22 protein-coding genes are annotated in these 19,702 nt (G+C 71.8%); 10 read left to right on the top strand and 12 right to left on the bottom strand.

What is annotated here, in order from left to right; translation table 11 throughout:
* The first annotated feature begins 10 nt into the window (after positions 1 to 10).
* Positions 11 to 406, top strand: a complete 396-nt coding sequence (locus CGQ25_RS14865; protein ID WP_208710624.1) for an excisionase family DNA-binding protein — start codon at positions 11 to 13, stop codon at positions 404 to 406.
* Between the two features lie 21 nt (positions 407 to 427).
* Here the strand turns inward: CGQ25_RS14865 and CGQ25_RS14870 are convergent, their stop codons facing one another.
* On the bottom strand, positions 428 to 1,624 hold the full coding sequence (locus CGQ25_RS14870; protein ID WP_208710625.1) for a CdaR family transcriptional regulator: 1,197 nt from the start codon (positions 1,622 to 1,624) through the stop codon (positions 428 to 430).
* Positions 1,625 to 1,869: 245 nt separating this feature from the next.
* Here CGQ25_RS14870 and ald point away from each other — a divergent pair, with 245 nt between their 5' ends.
* The 5 genes from ald to CGQ25_RS18550 all read left to right on the top strand — a co-directional run bounded on the left by ald (position 1,870) and on the right by CGQ25_RS18550 (position 6,555).
* Positions 1,870 to 2,988 carry an alanine dehydrogenase gene (gene ald / locus CGQ25_RS14875; RefSeq protein WP_208710626.1) on the top strand — a complete coding sequence of 373 codons (1,119 nt, stop codon included), beginning with the start codon at positions 1,870 to 1,872 and terminating at the stop codon, positions 2,986 to 2,988.
* 194 nt (positions 2,989 to 3,182) lie between these two features.
* Complete coding sequence (locus CGQ25_RS14880; RefSeq protein ID WP_208710627.1) at positions 3,183 to 3,758, top strand: NAD(P)H-dependent oxidoreductase; 576 nt, start codon at positions 3,183 to 3,185, stop codon at positions 3,756 to 3,758.
* A gap of 151 nt (positions 3,759 to 3,909) precedes the next feature.
* A complete protein-coding gene (locus CGQ25_RS14885) occupies positions 3,910 to 5,307 on the top strand; it encodes an MBL fold metallo-hydrolase RNA specificity domain-containing protein (RefSeq protein ID WP_208710628.1) in 1,398 nt (465 codons plus the stop codon).
* A gap of 270 nt (positions 5,308 to 5,577) precedes the next feature.
* The gene (locus CGQ25_RS18545) at positions 5,578 to 6,303 is read left to right on the top strand and encodes a hypothetical protein (RefSeq protein ID WP_255405360.1); all 726 of its coding nucleotides are present in this window, start codon (positions 5,578 to 5,580) and stop codon (positions 6,301 to 6,303) included.
* A 120-nt stretch (positions 6,304 to 6,423) separates the two neighbouring features.
* Positions 6,424 to 6,555, top strand: coding sequence for a hypothetical protein (locus CGQ25_RS18550; protein WP_255405361.1), 132 nt, complete (start codon positions 6,424 to 6,426; stop codon positions 6,553 to 6,555).
* On the opposite strand, the gene CGQ25_RS14895 is transcribed toward CGQ25_RS18550, so the two are convergent.
* Positions 6,552 to 9,404, bottom strand: coding sequence for an AMP-binding protein (locus CGQ25_RS14895; RefSeq protein WP_208710629.1), 2,853 nt, complete (start codon positions 9,402 to 9,404; stop codon positions 6,552 to 6,554). The two genes, CGQ25_RS18550 and CGQ25_RS14895, sit on opposite strands and share 4 nt — an antisense overlap.
* Positions 9,405 to 9,505: 101 nt before the next feature.
* Between CGQ25_RS14895 and CGQ25_RS14900 the strand changes: the two genes are divergently transcribed.
* Entirely contained in the window at positions 9,506 to 10,084 is a 579-nt protein-coding gene (locus CGQ25_RS14900) for an MOSC domain-containing protein (RefSeq protein WP_208710630.1), read from the top strand.
* Between the two features lie 54 nt (positions 10,085 to 10,138).
* Here CGQ25_RS14900 and CGQ25_RS14905 read toward each other — a convergent pair whose 3' ends face one another.
* From CGQ25_RS14905 to CGQ25_RS14945, 9 genes are all read right to left on the bottom strand, one after another.
* Positions 10,139 to 10,603, bottom strand: a complete 465-nt coding sequence (locus CGQ25_RS14905) for an SRPBCC family protein (RefSeq protein ID WP_208710631.1) — start codon at positions 10,601 to 10,603, stop codon at positions 10,139 to 10,141.
* An 87-nt stretch (positions 10,604 to 10,690) separates the two neighbouring features.
* Positions 10,691 to 10,843 (bottom strand): hypothetical protein, encoded by a 153-nt coding sequence (locus tag CGQ25_RS14910; protein WP_208710632.1) that lies wholly within the window; start codon positions 10,841 to 10,843, stop codon positions 10,691 to 10,693.
* A 51-nt stretch (positions 10,844 to 10,894) separates the two neighbouring features.
* Positions 10,895 to 11,230: a PRC-barrel domain-containing protein gene (locus CGQ25_RS14915; RefSeq protein WP_208710633.1), complete on the bottom strand. Its 336-nt coding sequence runs from the start codon at positions 11,228 to 11,230 to the stop codon at positions 10,895 to 10,897.
* Positions 11,217 to 11,627 carry a PRC-barrel domain-containing protein gene (locus CGQ25_RS14920; RefSeq protein WP_208710634.1) on the bottom strand — a complete coding sequence of 137 codons (411 nt, stop codon included), beginning with the start codon at positions 11,625 to 11,627 and terminating at the stop codon, positions 11,217 to 11,219. The genes CGQ25_RS14915 and CGQ25_RS14920 overlap by 14 nt, the downstream gene beginning before the upstream one ends.
* On the bottom strand, positions 11,624 to 12,853 hold the full coding sequence (locus tag CGQ25_RS14925) for an NRAMP family divalent metal transporter (protein WP_208710635.1): 1,230 nt from the start codon (positions 12,851 to 12,853) through the stop codon (positions 11,624 to 11,626). The genes CGQ25_RS14920 and CGQ25_RS14925 overlap by 4 nt, the downstream gene beginning before the upstream one ends.
* Positions 12,850 to 13,278, bottom strand: coding sequence for a hypothetical protein (locus CGQ25_RS14930; protein WP_208710636.1), 429 nt, complete (start codon positions 13,276 to 13,278; stop codon positions 12,850 to 12,852). Before CGQ25_RS14930 ends, CGQ25_RS14925 begins: the two co-directional genes overlap by 4 nt.
* Positions 13,279 to 13,339: 61 nt before the next feature.
* Positions 13,340 to 13,753, bottom strand: a complete 414-nt coding sequence (locus CGQ25_RS14935; protein ID WP_208710637.1) for a CBS domain-containing protein — start codon at positions 13,751 to 13,753, stop codon at positions 13,340 to 13,342.
* Between the two features lie 125 nt (positions 13,754 to 13,878).
* Positions 13,879 to 15,291 carry a DUF2252 domain-containing protein gene (locus CGQ25_RS14940; RefSeq protein ID WP_208710638.1) on the bottom strand — a complete coding sequence of 471 codons (1,413 nt, stop codon included), beginning with the start codon at positions 15,289 to 15,291 and terminating at the stop codon, positions 13,879 to 13,881.
* Positions 15,292 to 15,485: 194 nt separating this feature from the next.
* Positions 15,486 to 16,307: a sigma-70 family RNA polymerase sigma factor gene (locus tag CGQ25_RS14945; protein ID WP_208710639.1), complete on the bottom strand. Its 822-nt coding sequence runs from the start codon at positions 16,305 to 16,307 to the stop codon at positions 15,486 to 15,488.
* Positions 16,308 to 16,536: 229 nt separating this feature from the next.
* Here CGQ25_RS14945 and CGQ25_RS14950 point away from each other — a divergent pair, with 229 nt between their 5' ends.
* Positions 16,537 to 17,211, top strand: a complete 675-nt coding sequence (locus CGQ25_RS14950) for a TetR/AcrR family transcriptional regulator (protein ID WP_208710640.1) — start codon at positions 16,537 to 16,539, stop codon at positions 17,209 to 17,211.
* A 44-nt stretch (positions 17,212 to 17,255) separates the two neighbouring features.
* On the opposite strand, the gene CGQ25_RS14955 is transcribed toward CGQ25_RS14950, so the two are convergent.
* Positions 17,256 to 18,203: a helix-turn-helix transcriptional regulator gene (locus CGQ25_RS14955; RefSeq protein WP_208710641.1), complete on the bottom strand. Its 948-nt coding sequence runs from the start codon at positions 18,201 to 18,203 to the stop codon at positions 17,256 to 17,258.
* A 223-nt stretch (positions 18,204 to 18,426) separates the two neighbouring features.
* Here CGQ25_RS14955 and CGQ25_RS14960 point away from each other — a divergent pair, with 223 nt between their 5' ends.
* Both CGQ25_RS14960 and CGQ25_RS18735 read left to right on the top strand, forming a co-directional pair.
* Positions 18,427 to 19,182: a hypothetical protein gene (locus CGQ25_RS14960; protein ID WP_208710642.1), complete on the top strand. Its 756-nt coding sequence runs from the start codon at positions 18,427 to 18,429 to the stop codon at positions 19,180 to 19,182.
* 48 nt (positions 19,183 to 19,230) lie between these two features.
* Positions 19,231 to 19,656, top strand: a complete 426-nt coding sequence (locus CGQ25_RS18735) for a lipopolysaccharide assembly protein LapA domain-containing protein (RefSeq protein WP_208710643.1) — start codon at positions 19,231 to 19,233, stop codon at positions 19,654 to 19,656.
* The last annotated feature ends 46 nt before the right edge of the window (positions 19,657 to 19,702 follow it).

Genomic DNA, 19,702 nt, shown 5'->3' on the forward strand with positions numbered 1-19,702 from the left:
GCTTGGGCGCATGAGCCGATTCGCCCCGCGCACCACACCGGCCCTCGAGCCCGACGACGCAGCCCGCCTGGCGGAGGCGCTCGAGGCGAAGGACGTGGCGGTGTTCGTGGACGGGACCGCGCACCGGCTGACGGGCGCCGCCGACGAGGCCGTCCGCGACCTCCTGGCCCGGCTCGCCCGCGGGGAGGCCGTGACCGTCACCAGCGCCGACGACGTCCTGACAGTGGCGCAGGCGGCCGAGCTGGCCGGGATCAGCCACTCGTACGTGCGCAAGCTGACGACCAACGGCACCTGGCCGGTCGAGTACCGCGGCACCCACCGGCGGATCAAGCGCGAGGACGTGCTCGCGTGGGTGGCGGCCCAGAAGACGTCGGAGGGACGTGACTCCTCGGCAGCAGGGACGTGACTCCTCGCGGGCGCGGGACGGTCAGAGGCGGGGGCGGGCGGCCCAGCGGCGGGCCTTGAGCGCGAGGTGCAGCTCCTGGCGGACCCTGCCGGAGAGCGGCTCCGCCCGGATGATCTTCCGCACCCGCGCGAGCCGGTGGTACACCGTGGAGCGGTGGACGTGCAGCTTGTCCGCGACCGCCTGCACGGCGCCGTCGCTGTCGTAGAGCATCTCGAGCACGGGCAGGAGCTCGTCGTTGCGGTCCTCGGCCTCGAGGAGCGAGAAGTAGATGCTCGTCGGCTCCGCCGCGAGGGCCCCCATGAGCTGGTAGGCCCCCACGCTGCGCGCATCCACGAGCTCGCCCAGCACCGGGTCCACGGCCGCGGCCTGGACGGCCGTCTTGGCCTGGGCGTAGGCCTCCCCGAGCTCGCGCAGGGACGAGAACGGCTCGCTGATCCCCACGAGCACGCGGCCCGCGGGGCGGCCCGAGCGCTTGGCAAGCTCGCGCTCGTAGTGGGTGAGGACGGCGGCGTGGCTCGCCCGCGCGGTGGTGGCCGCGAAGAGCACGACGGCGTGCGTCTCGGTCCCAACGCTGAACAGGGCCGGATCGATTCCCGCGGTCGCCTGCAGGGCCGCGGTGCTCGTGGCGACCACGGCGGCCTGCGGGTCCGACGGCGTGACGCCCTCGGGGTCGACCAGCACCACGACCTGCCAGGGCGCATGGCCGTGGACCTCCCGCCACCCGGAAATGGCGGCGAGCGCGGACTTGTCCCCGGCAGCCGCGGCGAGGAACTCGGTCTCGCGTCGGCGCCGGTGCTCCGACTCCGCCGTGTTCGACTCGAGGAGCAGGCCGGCGATGAGCTCGATCTCGAGCCGCACCGCGGGCAGTGCCGCGAGGATCCCGCCGGAGCCTTCCTCCCCCGCGTTCTGCTGCACCCAGAGGTATCCCACCCTGAACCCGCGCACGAGCAGCGGGACGCACACGCGCCCGAACATGCCGAGGTCCGGGTTCGCGGGAACGGTGACGGGCCGGACTGCGGTCGCGACGCCGTGGGACAGCTGCCACGCCTGCACGTCGGCCGGCAGGCGCTTGGAGAGGAGGAAGTTCACGCGCGCCGGGTCGGCCTGGGACTGGTTGGACGAGTAGGCGATGAGCAGACCGTCGAGGTCCTCGACGCTCAGCCCCCGCCCGAGCTTGGCCGCCGCCGCTTCCACCAGATCCTCGACGCCATGACGCATGGACTCCAGCATATCCTCCCTGCGACCACATGCGGGGACAGTTGCCGCCCTGAGACACGACAAATGTCGGACCGCAATTCACAAAAAGCCCGGAATTCCGGGGGCTGCGGACGGACCCCTGGTGGTATACCTGTTAGCTGTCTCACAAACAGGCCTACGCTGGAAGCACCGAAGAACGGCCCCGGACGGGCTTACCGGCCCCCTCGAACACAGCCGGCCCCCCTCGAACACAGACGGAGACACAAGTGATCATCGGAGTCCCCAAGGAGATCAAGAACAACGAGTTCCGCGTGGCCATCACGGCCGCGGGAGTGCACGAGTTCGTGTCCCACGGACACACGGTCCTCGTCGAACGCGGCGCCGGCGTCGGCTCCGGCATCACCGATGACGAGTACATGGTGGCCGGCGCCGAGCTCGTCACCGACGCCGCCGACGTGTGGGCGCGGGCTGGCATGGTGATGAAGGTCAAGGAGCCGATCGCCTCCGAGTACCGCTACTTCCGCAAGGGCCTGATCCTCTTCACCTACCTCCACCTCGCCGCCGAGCCGGAGCTCACCCGTGCCCTGCTCGAATCCGGCGTCACCGCGATCGCCTACGAGACGGTCCAGGACGGCCGGAAGCTCCCGCTCCTCGCGCCGATGTCCGAGGTCGCCGGGCGCCTCTCGGTCCAGGTCGGCGCGCAGGCCCTCCTCGCACCGAACGGCGGCAAGGGCGTGCTCCTCGGCGGCGTCCCCGGTGTCCGCCCGGCCAAGGTCGTGGTGCTCGGCGCCGGCATGGCAGGGACCAACGCCGCCGTCGTCGCCATGGGCCTCGGTGCGGACGTCACGATCCTCGACATCAACATCGGCCGCCTCACCGAGCTGGACGCCCTCTACGGCGGCCGCCTCAAGACCGTCGCGTCGAACAAGTACGAGATCGAGAAGTCGCTCGTCGAGGCGGATCTCGTGATCGGCTCGGTCCTGATCCCCGGCGCGAAGGCGCCGAAGCTGGTGACCAACGAGCTGGTGGCCCGGATGAAGCCCGGCAGCGTGCTCGTGGACATCGCGATCGACCAGGGCGGCTGCTTCGAGGACTCCCACCCGACCACCCACCAGGACCCGACGTTCCAGGTCCACAACACGACGTTCTACTGCGTCGCCAACATGCCCGGCGCGGTTCCGAACACCTCCACCTACGCCCTCACGAACGTGACCCTGCGCTACGGCGTCCTGCTCGCGGACCTCGGCGTCAAGGGAGCCTTCGAGAAGGATGCGGCGCTCGCCTCCGGCCTCAACGTTGCCGCCGGCCAGGTCACGCACCGCTCGGTCTCCGAGGCCCACGGCCTCCCGCTCGCGCAGGACTGGCACGCTCTCGTGGCCGCCTAGACCTGGCAGCTGCAGGGACATGACCCCTCATCCCCTATCGATGAGGGGTCATGCGTTGAGGGGTCATGTCCCTGCGCCATCCACCGTGTGACGAAGGGCACTCCTCGATCCGGAACAGCGCACCCGCCTCATTGGTTGACGCATCACAGAAGTCCCCGCAGGTCGCGGTGACACCGTCAACCAGAGGAGAAACCTTGGCCGAGAACACGATCCTGACCCTCGTCGGCAGCCTGCGCGCTGAGTCCGTCAACAGCAAGTTCGCCGAGGTGGCCACCGCGGCCGCTCCCGAGGGCACCGAGGTCACCACCTTCGCCGGCCTCGAGGAGATCCCGTTCTACAACGAGGACCTCGACGTGGAGGGCAAGGTCCCGGCCAAGGCCGCCGAGCTGCGCGCCGCCGTCGCGGCCGCGGACGGCCTCCTGTTCGTCACCCCCGAGTACAACGGCACCATGCCGGCGGTCCTGAACAACGCGATCGACTGGATCTCCCGTCCGTTCGGCGCCTCCTCCGCGACCGGCACCAAGGCCGCGGTCATCGGCACCTCCGCCGGCCAGTACGGCGGCGTGTGGGCGCACGACGACGTCCGCAAGTCCCTCAAGATCGCCGGCGCCGAGGTCCTCGAGGACGCCACGCTGGCCGTCGGCGCCTCCTACTCGCGCTTCGCCGAGGTGGAGCCGAAGGACGACGCCGAGGTCGTCGAGGGCATCAAGAACGTCCTCGCCTCCCTCGCGGCCCCCGCCGCCGTGCTCGAGGCAGCCTCCGCCAACTGACTCTGAAGGTCACCTCCTGAAGGTCAGGTCCTGAAGGTCACCTCACGTGACCCCCAGGACCTGACCTTCAGGCGTCGGCGGGGGCGGTGGGGCGGCGTCGGGGCCGAAAGGCCGTGGCCGCCCGCGCTCCCCTCGCCCTACGCTGGGCGCCATGACGCACGACGGCGGCGCTCGCCTGAGCTTCTGGGGAGCCACGGACACGGTCACCGGGTCCCGGTACCTCCTCGAGCACGGCGGCCAGAGGATCCTCGTGGACTGCGGCCTCTTCCAGGGCTACAAGAAGCTCCGCGAGCGCAACCGCGCCCCGCTGCCGCTCGCGCCGTCGTCGATCGACGCCGTCGTGCTCACCCACGCGCACCTCGACCACAGCGGCTATGTGCCGGCTCTCGTGCGGGACGGCTTCCGCGGGCCGGTCTACGCGACGCCGGGCACCGCGGAGCTGTGCACGCTCCTCCTCCCGGACAGCGGGCACCTGCTGGAGGAGGAGGCGGAGACGGCGCGCCTGCGCGGGTCCTCGCGGCACCATCCCCCGCGCCCGCTCTACACGGCCACCGACGCCGTCGAGGCCCTGCGCAGCTTCAGGCCGCACCCGTTCCGCGAGCCGCTCGAGATCGGCGACGGGATCAGCGTGCGCTTCGTCCCCGCGGGGCACATCCTCGGCGCCTCGCAGGTCCGCGTCGCCCTCGGCGCCGGCGGAAGCGAGCTCACCGTGCACTTCACAGGGGACCTCGGCCGCCGCGACGATCCGCTCATGAATCCGCCGGAGCAGCTCGAGCCCGCGCAGGTCCTCGTCGCGGAATCGACGTACGGCGACCGGGCGCACCCCGCCGAGAGCGCGGAGGACGCGCTCGGCGACGTGGTGCGGCGGGTCGCGAAGCTGGGCGGCGTCGTCGTGATCGCGGCATTCGCCGTGGGGCGGGCCGAGACGCTCATGCTCCACCTCGCCCGGCTGCGCCGGAAGGGGAAGATCCCGGACATCCCCGTCTACCTCAACAGCCCCATGGCCGTGGACGCGAGCGAGATGTACCGGGACCACCGCGACGAGCACCGGATCGACGAGCGCGAGTTCCGCGAGATGTACAACCTGCCGACCATGGTCCGCGAGCCGGACGACTCGAAGCTCCTCAACCTCCGGGGAGGTCCCATGGTGATCATCTCGGCGTCGGGCATGCTCACGGGCGGCCGCGTCCTGCACCACGTGGAGGCGTACGGCGGCGAGGCGAAGAATGCCATCGTGCTCAGCGGGTACCAGGCCGGCGGCACGCGGGGCGCCTCCCTCCTGGACGGCGCCGGCTCGCTGCGGATCTACGGCCGGGACGTGCCGATCCGCGCGGAGGTGGTGAGCCTCGAGAACCTCTCGGCGCATGCCGACGCGGACGAGATCCTGCGCTGGATGGGCGCCTGTTCCACGGCACCCCGGATGGTGTACGTGACGCATGGGGAGCCGGAGGCCTCGGACGCGCTGCGCCGCCGGATCCAGCACGAGCTGGGCTGGCGCGCCCGGGTGCCGGAGCACCTCGAGCAGGTCGACCTCGCCGATCCGCGGTGAGCCGAACGCCAGGGTGAGCCCGCCGACCCGGTAGACCGTCTGCTCGGTGAACTCCTCTGCCCGCCACAACAGGCCTATCCCGGGCGTCGTGCCACAGCCCTGACACCTCCGGCCCGACGCCCGTGCGTCCGTTGCCGCCCCGTGCCCCAACCGCTGCCGAAGCGTGAGCCGCCAGGCATTCATCTGCCCCGGTCCGCGGGCCTACGGTGGTCTCACCCGGCGGCGGGTGCCCTCCCCCGCCGGGGCCAGCCCGTGACGAAGGGGACTCCCATGGGGAACCGGCGGCCCGCGCTCGCCCTTCTCAGCCTGCTCGCCGCGCTCCCGCTCTCCGGCTGCTTCCCGCAGGCAGGCCCGGCGCCGTCGGCGCCCCCGCCCTCCTCCCTGTCGGCGTCCCCGGCATCCTCCGCGCCTGCGCAGTCCTCGCCGAGTCCCTCCCGCGCACCCGGTTCCCCGACATCCGCCGCGGGCCCGACGCCGGCCAGCGCGCCGCCGTCGTCCTCGCCAGGCACGCCGTCGCCGACCGCCGCGGGCGCGACGCCGGCCCCCGCCCCTCCCGCCGGCACCGCACCGGCCGCCGAGCTGCCCGAGAGGGTCGCGGCCCTGACCATCTACTACGTCGCGGTGGGCGACGGCGGGGTGGCAGGCCCCGCGATCGGGTGCGGCGACAGCCTGGTCGCCACCTCCACCGCCCCCGAGCGCTTCCGCGACCAGGTCGCGCCGAGCATGCGGAGGCTCCTGGCCGACCACCGGGCGATGCTGGGGCAGTTGGGGCTGTACAACGCGCTGTACCAGTCGGACCTGACGTACGACGGCGCCGCATACGACGGCCGCACGATCACGGTCTACCTTTCCGGCACGTTCACCCTCGCTGGCGTCTGCGACATCCCGCGCGTCACGGCGCAGCTCGAGCGCACCGCCATCACGGCAGCGGGGGCGGCCCAGGCGAACATCCTCGTCAACGGCAGCCCGCTCGCCGCGGTCCTGAGCCTCAAGTAGGCCCCGCGGCCCGCGCCGTAGCCGACCGCAGCACGCGGGTCTAGGCTGGGAGGAGGACCGGCACCCCATCGCGCGCTGGGCGCGGTCCCGGTCCCGCGGACATGAACGAGGCGATGACCGATGTCAGGATTCGAGCCCGACAACGACGACCGTGTGCACACCGAGGCACCCGCCGAGGGCGATCCCGAGCTCGACGCGACCGAGATCCGGGCCCATTCCGAGGATCCGGCGGAGGGACCCGACGACGACTAGGCGCTGGCGGCAGGAACGCCCCGTGATCGGCTGAGCGTCCCACCCGCCCGGGACCGGCGCCACGCCCGCTCCACGGCGGCCATCGCCCGCGAGGCGACGGCCCAGTAGGCCGCGCCCGCGACGAGCGAGACGCCGACCGCCGCCCCGGCCAAGGCACTGCCCTCGCCTCCGGCGAGGCCGAGCCGCCCACCCGCCTCGACCACGAGCGGGTACACGAGCCAGTGCGAGAGGTACACGTACAGGGACGCCGAGGCGAGGACCGCCACGAGGCGGTGCAGCCCGCGCGGGACTGGCAGGGTGGGCAGCCAGAGGAGGATCAGCACCCCGGCCAGGATCGTCGCGTTGCGGTACTCGTTGTGGAAGAAGCCCGGCACGGTGACGAGCGCGAGGAACGTGACCAGCGAACGCTGCCAGAGCGTGCGCGCGGCGGCGGTGGCCCAGCCGAGGGCGAAGAGCCACAGGACCGGGCCCTGGTGCGCGACCGAGGGAATGAGGTGGAACCGCTCGGCGAGCGCGACGCCGAACAGCGCGAGGGGGAAGCCGAGCGGCCACCGCCGCTGGGCCCTGCCCGCCGAGGGGAGCGCGAGGAGTGCCATGACGGCGAGCAGGACGTACACGAGCTCCTCGACGAACCAGAACCGCGAGGTCGTATTCCACCCCTCGGGGCCGAGCAGCGAGTTGAGCAGCAGGATGTTCTGCACCGTGTAGTCGCCCGTGACGGCGAACGCGAACGCGATGAACGCGACGCTCGGCACCAGGATCCGCGCCAGCGACCGCGCCTGGCTCCGCAGGCGCTCCCGACGGCTGCCCGTGAGCTGGAAGCGGGCGAAGTTGAATCCGGCGAGTGCGAACAGCACATGGGCGGTTCCCGGCCAGATGAACCACTCGATATGCGTCGCGAGGATGACGACGATCGCCAGCGCACGCAGCACGATCCCGGTCTCCATGGGAGCGATGGCCCGGCTGAGCAGGCGCCGCGCACGACGCCGGCCCGCGCCCAGGTGCCGCACCCCGCCGGGGACCGGGGCGCGGTGGGAGGCGGGGGTGTCCGAGTGCAGGGCCCCGTCGGCGGACAGGTCCGGATCCGGGGCGAGGGCGGCGAGCTCGCCGACCGGCATGAGGTGCCATCCGAGGGGCAGGGTCCCGAGTGCGGACTCGAGCCGCACGGACGCGGCCACATAGGAGAGCGAGTCGCCGCCGAGCGAGACGAACGTGTCCTCCCCGCCCACGTGCTCGATCTCGAGGGCCTCGGCGAAGATGCGCGCGATGTCGGCCGTGCTGGGCCCTGCCGACCGGTCCGGGCGGAGGCCGTCCCACTCGGCGGTCCCAGGGCCGCCGCCCGTCGCGGTGAGGGCGAGGACGCCCTGGTAGTCCACCTTCCCGTTGGGCAGCCGCGGGATTGACTCCACGGGATGCACGACGACGGCGGCCCGCGGGAGCCCGAGCCGCGCCGCGAGGTCCTTGGCGGCCAGCTTCGCGCCGGCGACGGGCCCGGGGAAGGCGACCGGCCCGCCGTCGTGCGCCGTCTCCACGGCAAGCACAAGGCGGGTGTCGTCGCCGGCGGCGGCCGCGGCGACGCCGTCGTGCGCGAGCATCCGCTCGACCTGACCCAGGTCCACGCGCAGCCCGGCGATCTTCACGAACCGTGAGCGGCGGCCCACGATCTCGTAGAGGCCGGGGCCGGTGCGGCGGGCGAGGTCCCCGGTTCGCAGCTCGGTGACGGTCCGGCCGAGGGACAGGTCAGCAGGTTCCTCGGCATAGCCGAGCATGACGTTGGGGCCCGAGTAGACGAGCTCGTGCACGGGCTCGCCGTCTGGGCCGTCGAGGCCGTCCACGGGGTCGAGGCGGAACGAGCCGCCCGGAATGGGCACGCCGATCGCGTGGGGGTGCTCGGCAGCGAGGTCGGGCGGGAGGTAGGCCATCCGCGCGGTGGCCTCCGTGGCCCCGTACATGACGAAGAGGTCCCAGCCGCGGCGGCGGCCCTGCTCGGCGTAGCGGCGGACCCGTTCGGGCTCGAGCTTGCCCCCGGCCTGGGTGACGTAGCGAAGGTGCGGAAGGTCCATGTCCGCGAAGCCCACTCGGTCGAGGAGGTCGAACGTGTAGGGCACCGCCGCGAACGAGGTCACGCGTTCCGTCCGCGCCAGGTCCCAGAAGCACGGGTCGACCACGGAGAGGTCGGTCAGGACCACCGCCGCGCCGACCTCGAGGTGGGAGTTGATGACCGAGAGTCCGTAGCAGTAGGACATCGGCAGCGTGGTGGCCGCGCGGTCCGCGTCCCGGAGGTGGAGGTACTGCGCGATGGCGGAGGCGTTGGCCTCGACCCCCTCGGCGGAGAGCCGCACGAGCTTGGGGGACCCGGTCGACCCGGAGGTGCTGATCAGGAGGGCCAGATCGGGATGGAGCTCGTGCCGGGTGCCGCCGCGGCGCTCGTGGATGGCCGGGGCCGGTTCGGCGCCGCCCGCAGTGCCGGAGCTGGGAGTGCCGGGGCCGGGGGTGCCGGGGCCGGGGGTGCGCACGACGACGTCGGGGTCGTAGGCGGCGATGATCGCCTCGGCGGCATCCGGCTTTCCGCTCGGGAGGACGAGCAGGGGGTGCCCGGCCGCGAGTGCCGCAAGGTATGCGGTCAGCGAGGGCAGGTCGTTGGCGGGCTCAAGGGCCACGAGCCGGCGGGTCGGGCCGAGGAGCCGGACCACCTCGTCGACGCGCCGCGCGAGGTCGCGGTAGGTGAGTGTGCTGCTGCCGGCGGCCCCCGGCACCACGACGGCGGGGCGGTCTCCGTGCCGTTCGAGTGCTGCGGCGAAGGACACCCCGGCGAGGTCTGGCTGGGCGGCGGCTGGCTGGGCGGTCATCGCCACCCACCCTAAGAGGTAAGGCTAACCTCACACAAATATCAGCATGTTTGTGTTTCGTATTGTGCCGCGGGAGCCGGGGCGGGGCGTAGCGTGGGGGAATGGAGTTCAGGTACGACATCGAGGTCCTGCACCTGCTCGTCTCCCCCGCCCACGCCTACTTCGGCCGGGCGCGCGACGGCGCGGCGGACGTCCCGTCCGAGGACGCGGCGAGCGTGGAGGTCGTGGCCGGGAAGGGCATCGTGGGCGACCGCTTCTTCGGCAAGGCCGCCCACATGGACGCCGCGGTGACCCTCTTCGCCGTTGAGGCGCTCGAGGCGATCGGAAAGGAGCTGGGCCGAGGGGCGGAGGAGGAGCCCCTCGACCCGCTCCTCACGAGGCGCAACGTCATCGTGCGGGGCGCGCAGCTCGGCCCGCTCGTCGGGCAGGACTTCGCGCTCGAGTCGGGTGGCGGCGTCGTGCGCCTCCACGGCGGGAGGCCGGCGCATCCGTGCGCCTGGATGGACCGGGTGCTCGCGCCCGGGGCGCATGCGGCGATGCGGGGACGAGGTGGAATCCGCTGCCGCCCGCTCGCGTCGGGAACGCTCCGCCGGGGGCCGGCCGTGCTCGTCAGCCCCGTGCCCCTGGACCCCGCGAGCGCGGGCGAGGCGGCGGCGCTCCGCCCCTCGCGCCTGCCGTAGGACCGCGCCTGCCTTCGGCGCCTGGCTTTAGGGCGCGCCCAGCAGGGCGGCCCGTCAGCTCCGCTCGGAGACGCGCTGGGCCAGCCGCGCGAGGCCCTTCTCGAAGTCCCTGCCGACCATCTTGTCCATGTCCACGAACCTCGAGAACAGGGCCGCGACGCCCTTGTTCTCGCCCTTCATCGACCAGGTGACGCGGGTGCCGCCGCGGTCCGGCTCGAAGGTGAAGCCCGTCGGGTTCACGGCCCTGAAGGGCTTGACGAACACCAGCCGGATCCGGATGCTGGCGGGCGCGTGGGAGTCGAGGATCTGCATGCTCCCGGCACCGGCCTTGCGGTTCCCCTTCCAGGAGTAGGCCGCCCCCACGCCGGATTCGGGCCCCGAGTACGTGCGCTGGAGCGCGGGGTCGAGGTCCTCCCACGGCGACCAGGAAGCCCATTCGTGGAAGCTGTTCACGAGGGGGAAGACGGCCTCCGGCGGCGCTGGGATGAAGGCACTCCGCGTGATCGTAAACTCAGCCATGGCCCCATGCTAGGCGCGCGCATGCCCGCCTCGGCAGAGGCGGGCATGGGCACCGGCGCGCGCCGGCTGGGAAAGGGTGTGCCGCGGTCAGGTGCGGGCGCGTCCGAGGACCCAGCCGATGAGGGAGAGGACCAGGAGGATGATGCCGACCCAGAGGAGGAAGCTCAGCGCCTGGTTGAACCCTCCGACGAGCAGCAGGATGATCGCGATGACGCCGGCGATGATGAGCAGTGTGTTCATGGTCACATTTCTTCCCGAATGGGGACGAACGAAACAGAGTGTGCTATGGAACTAGGAGCGGAGACTGGCTTCGTAGGCGGTGTACCCCTTCCGGAGCCGCACCGACTCCGGACCGAGGCTCGCGAGATCGTCCCACAGGACGAGGAACGAGCCGCGGTGCCGCCAGCTCAGGATCTGGGCGATGGGCCACGGCTGGTTGATTCCCTGGCGCTCGTAGCCCATGAACGAGCTCGCCGTCCGCCGGCTCACGAGGACGCCGACCAGCCGGGGCGCCGCGAGCAGGGCGTCGGGCCCACCCTGCAGCACGAAGCGCAGGTCGGACACGACGCCGAGCCGCTTCCCCTCCGCATCCAGCACCGCCGCCCCGAGCACGTCACTGAGGATCATGCCGGCCCCCCGGGATCCGAGCGATGATGTGGTCCCGCACCCACCGCTCCGTCCAGGTGGCATCGAGCGACTTGGCTCGGACGCCGAGACTGACGACGGTCCCGACCTTGGACACCGCCGACCAGGGCACGCGCAGCAGGCGACTTGCCGGCGCGCGCCCGCCGAAGATCCGCGTCGCGAGGACGGGGCCGGTGACGAGGGCGGCGATCCACGGGGCCGGGGCGCCCGGTTCGATTGGCTGGTCGGGGTCGTGGCCGTCGAGCTCGAGGTCGTCCACGGTCGTGACCGGGACGCCGTCCGCGTCGAGGATCTGCCGGTCGAGGAGATGCAGCTGCGCGTCGAGGACTCGGCCTGCCAAGGGGGGTGCCTTCTCGAGGCGGTCTGGGGTGGTGGTCACTGTCCGGCTCCCGTGATGATCATGAGAGGGATCGCCGCCACGGAGGCGACGAGGATGATGACGAGGAAGACCGTGGCGAGGACGTTCACGGCCCGCCCGTTGACCCGCTCTCCCATATAGCCGGGGTCGTTGGCGACGATCAGGATCGGCAGGTAGGTCAGCGGCAGCGCAATCGCGGAGAAGACCACCGAGTACTCGGTCACGAGCACGGGGTCGACCCCTGTCGCGAGGACCGCCCCGGCGACCACGAGGCACACGATCATCGCCAGGTGGAAGCGCGCCGCCTCGGCAGGCCGGCGGAACTTGCCCCACGACCAGCCGAAGTACTGGGCCAGGGTGTACCCGCTCGAGAGGGTGGTCTCGAGCGCCGCCCCGAACGTCGCCGCGACCATGCCGACGATGAGGACGGCCACGGCGATCTGGCCGCCCCCCTGCGCGACGGGGAGGGCCACCTGGGAGAGCGAGACGACCTCGATCCCGGCTGGCAGGAGCACGACGGCGGCGCACACGGCGATCGTGAGCGAGAGGAACCCCCCGAGGGGGAAGCCGATGAAGACGTTGATGCGGGACTGCGCGATGTCCTTGGGCCCCCAGCGCTCCTCGACTGCGCCCGAGGAGAAGAAGAACACCTCGTACGGGGTCATGGCAGCGCCGAACAGGGCAATGGCGTAGTACCAGTAGGTTCCGGCCGACTCACCGGCAGGGACGGCTGGTGTGAGCGCGTCCTTGAGGAGGTCGCCCCACTGCGGGCCCAGAAGCGCGAGGGCCACGGCGAAGACCACGAGGCACAGGCCCAGGAGCCCGGTCACGTTCTCCATGATCGAGAACCGCACCCGCCAGATCACGAGCCACACGGCGACGATCGCGAGCGGGATCCACAGCTCGTACTGGACCCCCATCGCGAGCTGGAGCGCGAGGGCGATGCCGCCGACCTCCGCCGTCACCGTCATGAGGTTGATGAGGAACGACGCCGCGAGGTTGGCAAGCCCCGCCCGGGCGCCGAGCCGCTCGCGGATCGCCTCGAAGGTGGCGCGCCCGGACACGGCGGCCACGCGGCCCGACATGTTCGCGAAGAGGCAGATCCCCACGACACCGAGAACTACGACCCACGCGAGCGAGACCCCGAACCGGGAGCCCACGACGGCGTTTGTGACGAGGTCGCCGATGTCGACAAACCCGCCGATCGCCGTCAGGATGCCGAGTGCGACGCCGAGGAGCCGCTTCACGGGACATCAGCCCCGACGCCACCGGCGGCGTCCTGGATGCCCGCCTCGGCGGCCCGCACTTCGGCGAGGAGGCCTGCGGGAGGCGAGGCGGTGCCGTCGTGCGCGAGGCCGTCCCGCACGTGGGCGAGCGTCCCGGCGAGCCGGTCGACGGCGGAGGCTGCGGCATCGCGCTGCCCGGCCTGCTCGGGAGTCCGCGCCTCGAGCGCCCTGACGTCCTTGAGGGCGGACTCGGCCTCGCGGACCATGTCGCCGACCACCGTCTCGGCGGCGGCGTGTGTGGTGCGGCCGTCGATCATCAGGGTGAGCGCGAGGGCGGTGGAGTGCGCGGCACTCGACGCCGTGGTGAGCGGCTGCTTGAGGGACTCGGCAGACGGCGCGGCGCCGCAGCCGCCCAGGGCCGCCACGATGGCGGATGACAGGGCCACTGCAGCGCCGCGCTCCCGCCACGCGCCAGGCCGCCTCGCGCGGCCCGGGCGCCGGGCGGCGTCAGGCGGAGATGCCTTCGACCAGTTCGCCAACCCTCTCCTCGGCGTAGTGGCGGGCGATGTCCGCCTGGCAGATGATGCCGACGAGCCTGTGGTCGTGGATGACCGGCAGGCGTCGGACCTGGTGTTCGCTCATGACGGCGATCGCGTCCTCGATCGTCGCCTCCGAGTCGACCCAGTACAGGCGCCCCTGCGCGAGGTCGCCGGCGAGGACGATGTCCGGGTCGCCGCCCTCCGCGAGGCATCTGACCACGATGTCGCGGTCGGTGAGCATCCCGATGATCTTGCGGTTCTCGCCGCAGATGGGCAGGGAGCCGACGTCGAGGCTGCGCATCCGCTCGGCGGCGAGGCGCAGGGTGTCCTTCTCGCCGATGCATTCGGCGTTCGGGGTCATGAGGTCCTTGACCATGGGCATGGCATCCTCCCTCTCGTCCCGGCGCACCGGCACGGCCCCGTGTGACCGACCTGACGAGCGCGCCGTTCACTCCCTTCCACCGTGCTACCCGCTCAGGGAGAGGTCAAGCGCACGACGCCGCGCGGCTAGCCGCCGCCGTCGGCCGGCCGCTCCGCCGGGACGCGGCCGGACTTCACGGCCTTGGCGAGCGCCGCGAGGTCCGCCTCGGTCTGATCGGCATACGCGCGCGCCCAGCGGGCCATCGCAGCGTCCGCGGCAGGCGACCGGCCGAGGTAGCCAGCGATCGCGCCGCTCCCGGGACTCTGCGCGTGGGCACGGGCCAGGAGCCGTCCGCACAGCTTCGCGTACCGGAGCGAATGGTCCGAGCTCAGGCGCGTGAGGTTGACGGTGCCCTTCATGTCCCGGAACTGTCGGAGGTAGTAGTCCCGGGGCGCGTCTCCCTCGCTGCGCGTGTCCCGGATCCACCCCAAGAACGTGTCCGACTGGGCCTGCAGGACCCGCTGCGACCCGACCACCCGATAGCCCTGGCCGTGGAGGGCCAGGTCCGCGGCGACGAAGCCGGGCGGCACGGTGAGCCCCCCGTGCGTCTGCAGCACCGAGGGCCGTGCCTCCTTGGCCTGCAGCACGAACGGGTCTCCCGTAGGCCCCTCGAGGAGGACGATCCAGGACCTCAGGCCGATGCTGCCGACGCCGACGACGCGCAGCGCGTAGTCCGCGAGGCGGTACTGGCTCAGCAGGAGGGATGCGTCCGGACGCAGCGTGCGGCGGTAGGACGCATAGAGCTCCTCGAGGTAGTCGATCGCGAGCACGTCAGGGTGCCGCATGATCGGCGGCTGATCGACGATCCGCAGGGAGCCGTCCTCCGCGCGGGTCCCGATCTGGGACAGCACCTGCTCCGAATCCCTGCGCCGTGCCTTCCGGGCGTCACCGCTGAGGAACCCCGACCGGCGGGCCGAGGCGAGCAGGTCCGTCTCGACCTGGAAGTAGAACCGCTCCACGGCGGTCTTCAGGTGCAGCTCGCGGATGGTCTCCCGGTACTCCCGGGCTGCGCCCTCCGCCGCCTCGCGGCACCGCGCCTCCGAGTACCCGTTCGTGCGGCCCATGACCCATGCGCTTGCGGCAAGCCGCTTCAGGTCCCATTCCCACGGCGCTGGGAACGCCTCATCGAAGTCGTTCAGGTCGAACAGGAGGCGCCTCTCAGGGCTCGCGAAGAAGCCGAAGTTGGCAAGGTGCGCATCGCCGCAGGCGAGGACCCGCGGGCCCGAGACGGGGGCACCCGCGAGGTCTGCTGCCATGACCGCGGCGGCGCCGCGGAGGAAGGCGAAGGGGCTCTCGAGCATCCGCCCCACCCTCAGCGGCACGAGGTCCTCGAGGCGGCCTTCGTGCTGTCCGGACAGGATCGCGACGGCGTCCCGGCCACGTGCCGCGTACACGCCCTGGTCCCTGCGCGGCAGAGCCTTGCGCAGGGACCGTCCCGCCTTTGCCTGTTCGGCGCGGGTCCGTTCGGCGTGCGTCTGTTCGGCGTGCGTCGCTGCCACACGGTCAGACTAGGCCGCGCCGCCGGCGGGCGGAACCGCCGGAGAACCCGGTCCGATGCTTCAGTGTGCCGTGGCGTAGAGCCAGGGAAGGTGCCGCCCCGCTGATCCAGGGCCCGGCGCCTCCCGCCGCGTTTGACCTCCCGCGGCGCTGAGTCGGGCGAGGACGTCCGTCGTGAGGGTGTGGCGTCGCCTGCTCAGGCGGCGATCTTGCGGCGCATGCGGTCCAGGAGGCGGCGCAGCAGGCGCGAGACCTGCATCTGGCTCACCCCGAGCTCGGCCGCGATCTCGCTCTGGCTCATCTCCTGCACAAAGCGCATCCGGATCAGCCGCATGTCCTCCTCGCTCGCACCCTCCAGCGCCGCAGCGAGCATCTGACGCTCCTCCACCCGCTCGAACCCCGGATCCGTGAACGAGACGACACACGAGGACGGGCCCCCCGCCTCCGGCTCCGACACCCCGTCCAGAGGCTCGATCGCCACCCCGACCATCGCCGAGTCCGCACCCCGGGCCTCGGCCACCTTCCCCGCCGCAGCACCCGTGGCCTCGCTCAGCTCCGCCGTGGTCGGCTCACGCCCCAGATCCTGCTCCAGCCGCTCCCGCGCAGCCCGCACCCCCAGGCGCAGCTCCTGCACCGACCGCGGCGGGCGCACCACCCACGACTGGTCCCGCAGATGACGCTTGATCGTGCCCGTGATCGTGGGCACCGCGAACGGCACGAACCCGTGCCCGGACCCCTCCCGGTACCGCTGCGCCGCCATCACCAGGCCCAGCCGCGCCACCTGGCGCAGGTCCTCCGGATCATGCCCCGGCACCCGGTACCGGCGCGCCAGCGCATCGGCCACCCCCAGATGCTCCGCCACCAGAACAGCGGCCTCCGCACCCAGCGGCCCGCGCACCGCCCCCCGCGGGGCCTCCTGCGGGGCCTCCTGCGGGGCCTCCTGGGCCGCCCCGGCCCCGCGCGGGGCATCCCCGCGGCCGCCGGCCAACACCTTCAGACGAGCCTTCGACTCACTCACAGCGCCATCCTCCTCGCCGCCGCACACGCGGCGTCCCGGTCCTTCCGGCCGGCCGGGCCCCCTGCCCGTTCCCGGGCCCCGGGGTCCTGGCCGGTTCTGTCCAGTTCCGTCCAAACGAGACAGACCTGTCTGTCCCGCTAGGAAGAGTTATACAAGTAGACAGACCTGTCTGTCTAGAGCGCGAGCCAGATAGACAGACCGGTCTGTCTGGAGTGCTACGATGGTCGCCATGGACGGCCGAGACCTTGGCCGGGCCCTTGGGGCCGCGGCGCGTAGACCTGCCCGGGAGCGGATCCTGGAAACCGCGTACGGGCTTTTTGCCAGACGCGGCGTGCGAGACGTCGGAATCGACGAGATCATCACCCACTCCGGGGTTGCCAAGGCCACGTTCTACCGGCACTTTCCCTCGAAGGAAGCGCTCGTCCTCGCCTACATGGACCGCTGGTACCAGGTGCGCCACGACGCCATCGAAGAGGCGATCGCACACGCGCACAACCCCGACGACGCCCTCCTGGCAGCCTTCAACGTCCTGGACGACTGGTTCAGCCGCGGCGCCGCGGAGGTCAACACGTTCCTCCACGTCGTGATCGAATTCGGCCCCGCCCACCCGCTGGGCCGGGCAGCGATGGCACACCTCGCTGCGATCCGGGGACGGCTCGCCGCTCTGGCGAAGGCCGCCGGGCTCGACGACCCCGAGGGATTCGCCTGGTCGTTCCACATCCTGACCAAGGGCGCCATGGTCGCCTCCATCGAGGGCGACCACCGGGCCGCCATCCGTGCGCGCAACCTCGCCCGGGCCCTGATCGACCTGCACCGGCCGGACACGCCGGGGAGCCCCACCGCGGACCGGGACGAGGAGCGCGAAGCCGCGATCCTCCGCGGGCTCGACTCGGCCAAGCGGTAGGAGCCGGCAGCGCAGACCATGTCGCCGCCGCGCGCTGAGAGTTCCTAGAGCTCCGGGCGGAGCACTCCGTCGGGAAGCGCTCCGGCGGGAGCGGGCGCGACGCCCCCTGCCGCGGCATCCTCGGTCGCCGCCCAGCTCCCGAGGAGACGCAGCGACTCCTCGGACGGGGAGCCCGGGACGGCCGGGTAGACCGTGAAGGTCAGGCCCGGGTCCTCGGCGAGCGAGAGCGCCTCGAACAGCAGCTCGATCTCCCCGACCACCGGATGCCGGAAAACCTTGTTGCCTGAGTAGTGCCGGCGCACATTGTGCCGCGCCCACAGCGCGGTAAACTCCTCGCTGCGCGTCGAGAGCTCGCCCACGAGGTCCGCGAGTCCTTTGTCGTACGGATTGCGGCCAGACTCCGTGCGCAGGGTCGCGACATTGTTGTTGGCGGCAACGTTCCAGTCCGGGTAGAAGTCCCGGGCCCGTGGATCCAGAAAGATGAAGCGCGAGGAATTCGCGGGGCGGCCGGTGCCGTCGGCCGCGAGGCGTGGCGCGCCGTCGTACATGTGGCAGTAGAGGGCGCGGCCGAGCCGATTCGTTGCCAAGATGTCCATCCTCGCGTTGCGGACGAAGGCGGGCGCGCCCGTCATGGCGTCGAGCATGAACTGGACGCTGGGACGGACGGCCTGACGGGAGACGCGCTGGCGGGCCCGCGGGGAGGCGTTGGCAGTCCGGGCGAGGTCGAGGAGGTGGTCCCTCTCGGCGTCGTCGAGCTGGAGCGCACGGGCGAGCGCCTCGAGGACCCCGTCCGAGGCGCCAGCGAGGTTTCCGCGCTCGAGCCGCGTGTAGTAGTCCACGCTCACGCCCGCGAGCAGCGCCACCTCCTCGCGCCGCAGCCCCGGCACCCTGCGGTTGCCGCCGTAGACGGTGAGGCCGGCTTGCTCGGGACTGATCCGCGCTCGCCGGCTGGCCAGGAAGTCGCGGACCTCGGCGCGGTGGTCTGTTGCCATGTGGGCCACGCTACGCCCGTCGCGTGGAAGCCGAGAGGCTCTGCCAGTACCCGTCCCGCGGACCACGGCCCCCTGGCGATCGTCTGGAGAGGCCAATGAATTCATCCGCACAATGCGCAATATAAAAAACGGTCAGTCTACAACTCCGCTTGTTTGCACTAAACGGCGTGGGGAAGAAATGGAGGACATCATCAGCGCGACTCCGGAAACTGGAGGCTCTGCCATGTTCGATTCCTTGACCGCTGGACTCGCCGAGGTCGCTCGGTTTGTCCCCCAGTTCCTCTTGTTCCTCGTCATCCTCATCGTCGGCCTCCTTGTCGCGCGATTCATTGCCAATGCCCTCTCCCGCCTGCTCACCAAGGTCGGCTTCCACCGCTGGGTCGAGCGGGGCGGAGTCAAGCGGGCGCTCCAGGGTTCGAATCTCGATGCGAGCACGATCGTTTCGAAGATCATCTACTACGCACTCGTGCTTTTCGTCCTGCAGTTCGCATTCGGCGTCTTCGGCCCGAACCCGGTCAGCACCCTCCTCGCGGCCATCATCGCGTTCCTGCCGAAGATCGTCGTCGCCATCATCATCGTCATTGTCAGCGCCGCCATTGCCGCGGCCGTGAAGACCCTCATCCAAGGCTCGCTGGGCGGCCTGTCCTATGGCCGCACGCTGGCGAACATCGCGAGCATCTTCATCATCGGCATCGGCATCATCGCCGCGCTGAACCAGGTCGACATCGCTGTCACGGTCACCACCCCGATCCTCATCGCGGTCCTGGCTTCGATCACCGGAGTCGTGGTCGTCGGGGTCGGCGGCGGCCTGATCAAGCCGATGTCCGAGCGTTGGGAGCGCTACCTCTCCCGCGCTGAGGAGGAGGCCCCGCGCGTGAAGGCCAAGGCCGAGTCCGCGCCGCCGGCCGGGGAGCAGATCAAGGACGCGGCACGCCAGTACATGCCGGCCGACCAGGACGGCGGCTCCCACCGTTCGTGAGGCGCCCAGCCATCGTCGACACGCTGTCAACGCCCAGGAGGAACCGTGATGGTCAGCAGTGAGAACGGGGGGCGGAGCCGGGAGCCCCGCACCACGAGGGCGGCCATGACGTGGACCGCGGTCGTCGCGGCCCTCGTGGTCTTCATCCTGCTCATCGTGTTCTTCATCCAGAACCAGGACACCGTGGAGGTCCATTTCCTCGGGCTCACCGGACCGGTCCCCCTCGGCGTGGCCCTGTTCATTGCGGCGGTCGCCGGTGGGGTGCTCGTCGCCGTGGCGGGGGCGGTGCGGATCATTCAGCTCCGTGCCGTCGCCCGGCGGGCCACGCGGACGCCGCCTTCGGGGCACGCGCCCCGGTCCGGGCCGGCGTCATCTTCCGGACCCACACCGTCCGGCCCCGCGTCTCCCCCAGGGCCTGCAGGCCCCTCCGGGCCCGCGTCGCCCGCGGGCCGCACTCCCCCACAGGACCGCTGACCGCCCGGGCCGCCATCCCCCGGTCAGCGACGGGGCGCCTCCGTCT

It is taken from the genome of Sinomonas sp. R1AF57, assembly GCF_002224485.1.
GTDB lineage: Bacteria > Actinomycetota > Actinomycetes > Actinomycetales > Micrococcaceae > Sinomonas > Sinomonas flava.

What these genes read in the sequence shown, in the direction of transcription:
- CGQ25_RS14865 (WP_208710624.1), top strand. Translation starts at nt 11, where the DNA reads ATGAGCCGATTCGCCCCGCGCACCACACCGGCCCTCGAGCCCGACGAC.
- CGQ25_RS14870 (WP_208710625.1), bottom strand. Translation starts at nt 1,624, where the DNA reads ATGCGTCATGGCGTCGAGGATCTGGTGGAAGCGGCGGCGGCCAAGCTC.
- CGQ25_RS14885 (WP_208710628.1), top strand. Translation starts at nt 3,910, where the DNA reads ATGACGCACGACGGCGGCGCTCGCCTGAGCTTCTGGGGAGCCACGGAC.
- CGQ25_RS18545 (WP_255405360.1), top strand. Translation starts at nt 5,578, where the DNA reads ATGGGGAACCGGCGGCCCGCGCTCGCCCTTCTCAGCCTGCTCGCCGCG.
- CGQ25_RS18550 (WP_255405361.1), top strand. Translation starts at nt 6,424, where the DNA reads ATGTCAGGATTCGAGCCCGACAACGACGACCGTGTGCACACCGAGGCA.
- CGQ25_RS14895 (WP_208710629.1), bottom strand. Translation starts at nt 9,404, where the DNA reads ATGACCGCCCAGCCAGCCGCCGCCCAGCCAGACCTCGCCGGGGTGTCC.
- CGQ25_RS14900 (WP_208710630.1), top strand. Translation starts at nt 9,506, where the DNA reads ATGGAGTTCAGGTACGACATCGAGGTCCTGCACCTGCTCGTCTCCCCC.
- CGQ25_RS14905 (WP_208710631.1), bottom strand. Translation starts at nt 10,603, where the DNA reads ATGGCTGAGTTTACGATCACGCGGAGTGCCTTCATCCCAGCGCCGCCG.
- CGQ25_RS14910 (WP_208710632.1), bottom strand. Translation starts at nt 10,843, where the DNA reads ATGAACACACTGCTCATCATCGCCGGCGTCATCGCGATCATCCTGCTG.
- CGQ25_RS14915 (WP_208710633.1), bottom strand. Translation starts at nt 11,230, where the DNA reads ATGATCCTCAGTGACGTGCTCGGGGCGGCGGTGCTGGATGCGGAGGGG.
- CGQ25_RS14935 (WP_208710637.1), bottom strand. Translation starts at nt 13,753, where the DNA reads ATGCCCATGGTCAAGGACCTCATGACCCCGAACGCCGAATGCATCGGC.
- CGQ25_RS14950 (WP_208710640.1), top strand. Translation starts at nt 16,537, where the DNA reads ATGGACGGCCGAGACCTTGGCCGGGCCCTTGGGGCCGCGGCGCGTAGA.
- CGQ25_RS14955 (WP_208710641.1), bottom strand. Translation starts at nt 18,203, where the DNA reads ATGGCAACAGACCACCGCGCCGAGGTCCGCGACTTCCTGGCCAGCCGG.
- CGQ25_RS14960 (WP_208710642.1), top strand. Translation starts at nt 18,427, where the DNA reads ATGTTCGATTCCTTGACCGCTGGACTCGCCGAGGTCGCTCGGTTTGTC.
- CGQ25_RS18735 (WP_208710643.1), top strand. Translation starts at nt 19,231, where the DNA reads ATGGTCAGCAGTGAGAACGGGGGGCGGAGCCGGGAGCCCCGCACCACG.